Annotated in this window: 1 protein-coding gene; it reads right to left on the bottom strand. The window is 61.4% G+C overall.

All coding sequences use genetic code 11. From position 1 onward, the window contains the following. On the bottom strand, positions 1-1,776 hold a 1,776-nt coding region (xsc, locus tag ACR0IO_RS22895), incomplete at its 5' end, for a sulfoacetaldehyde acetyltransferase (RefSeq protein WP_170337273.1).

Below are 1,776 nucleotides of genomic sequence, written 5' to 3'. Positions count from 1 at the left end.
TTACGCCTCTTGTGGTGTCATGTCGTTTGCGTCGATGCCTGCGACTGCGACGGGTTTTTTCATGGCGTCGCGGCGGAAGGGTTCACCCAGTTCCTGGTTGATCAGGGCTTCGATCAGCGTGGTGATGCCGTTCTTCTGGTCCTCGATCGCCTGGTTCAGCGCCGCGGTCAGCTCTTCCTGGGTGCGGGCGACAACACCTTTCAGGCCACAGGCCTGTGCGATACCGGCGTAAGACACTTTGGTGTCCAGTTCGGTGCCGACGAAGTTGTCATCGAACCACAGGGTCGAGTTCCGCTTTTCCGCGCCCCACTGGTAGTTGCGGAAAACGATCTGGGTCACGGCAGGCCATTCTTCGCGGCCAATCGCGGTCAGTTCGTTCACGGCGATACCAAAGGCACCGTCACCGGCAAAGCCGACAACCGGAACATCGGGGCAGCCGATCTTGGCGCCGACAACCGCCGGAAGGCCGTAGCCACAGGGGCCGAACAGGCCGGGGGCCAGGTATTTGCGGCCGTCTTCGAAGGACGGGTAGGCGTTGCCGATGGCGCAGTTGTTGCCGATGTCGGACGAGATGATTGCCTCTTTCGGCAGTGCGGCCTGGATTGCGCGCCATGCCATACGGGGGCTCATCCAGTCAGGCTTGGCGGCACGTGCACGCTCGTTCCAGGTGGTGCCCGGATCGTCGTCCTCGTGGGTCATCGAGGTCAGTTCCTGCGCCCATGCGGATTTCTTCTGGGCGATACGGTCCTTGCGCTCCTGGCGACCTTCGTCACCGGCGGTATCGCTCAGCTGGGACAGGATGCCGTTGGCAACCTTGGCCGCATCACCGATGATGCCGACGCTGACGTCCTTGGTCAGGCCGATGCGGTCAGGGTTGATGTCGACCTGAATGATCTTTGCATCCGCAGGCCAGTAGTTGATGCCATAGCCGGGCAGGGTCGAGAAGGGGTTCAGGCGGGTGCCCAGAGCCAGAACAACGTCGGCTTCCGAGATCAGCTCCATACCGGCTTTCGAGCCGTTATAGCCCAGCGGGCCAGCAAACAGCGGGTGCGAGCCGGGGAAGGCGTCGTTGTGCTGGTAGCCAACGCAGACCGGGGCGTCCAGACGCTCGGCCAGGGCTTTCGACGCTTCGATGCCGCCTTCGGCCAGAACAACGCCGGCACCGTTCAGGATGACCGGGTTCTTTGCGTTCGACAGCATTTCGGCAGCAGCAGCCACCGCGTCTTCGCCGCCCGAAGGACGCTCGAAATCAACGATCTTGGGCAGTTCGATGTCGACAACCTGGGTCCACATGTCACGCGGGATGTTCAGCTGAGCCGGGGCGCTGGCGCGCTTGGCGTTCATGATCACGCGGTTCAGGACTTCGGCAACACGCGACGGATCACGGACTTCTTCCTGATAGGCCACGCAGTCCGCGAACATGCGCATCTGCTCCATCTCCTGGAAGCCGCCCTGACCGATGGTCTTGTTGGCCGCCTGCGGGGTGACCAGCAGAACCGGGGTGTGGTTCCAGTAGGCGGTCTTCACAGCGGTGACAAAGTTGGTGATGCCGGGGCCGTTCTGCGCGATCATCATCGACATCTTGCCGGTCGCGCGGGTGTAGCCGTCGGCCATCATGCCGCCAGACCCCTCGTGCGCGCAGTCCCAGAACATGATGCCAGCCTTCGGAAACAAATCCGAAATCGGCATCATCGCAGAACCAATAATACCAAACGCATGCTCAATACCATGCATCTGCAATACCTTAACAAAGGCCTCTTCTGTCGTCATCTTCAT

It is taken from the genome of Ruegeria sp. CE12 (genome assembly GCF_056537525.1).
Note: the sequence above shows the minus strand (reverse complement) of the source record. Positions and strands in the feature narration are given on the sequence as shown.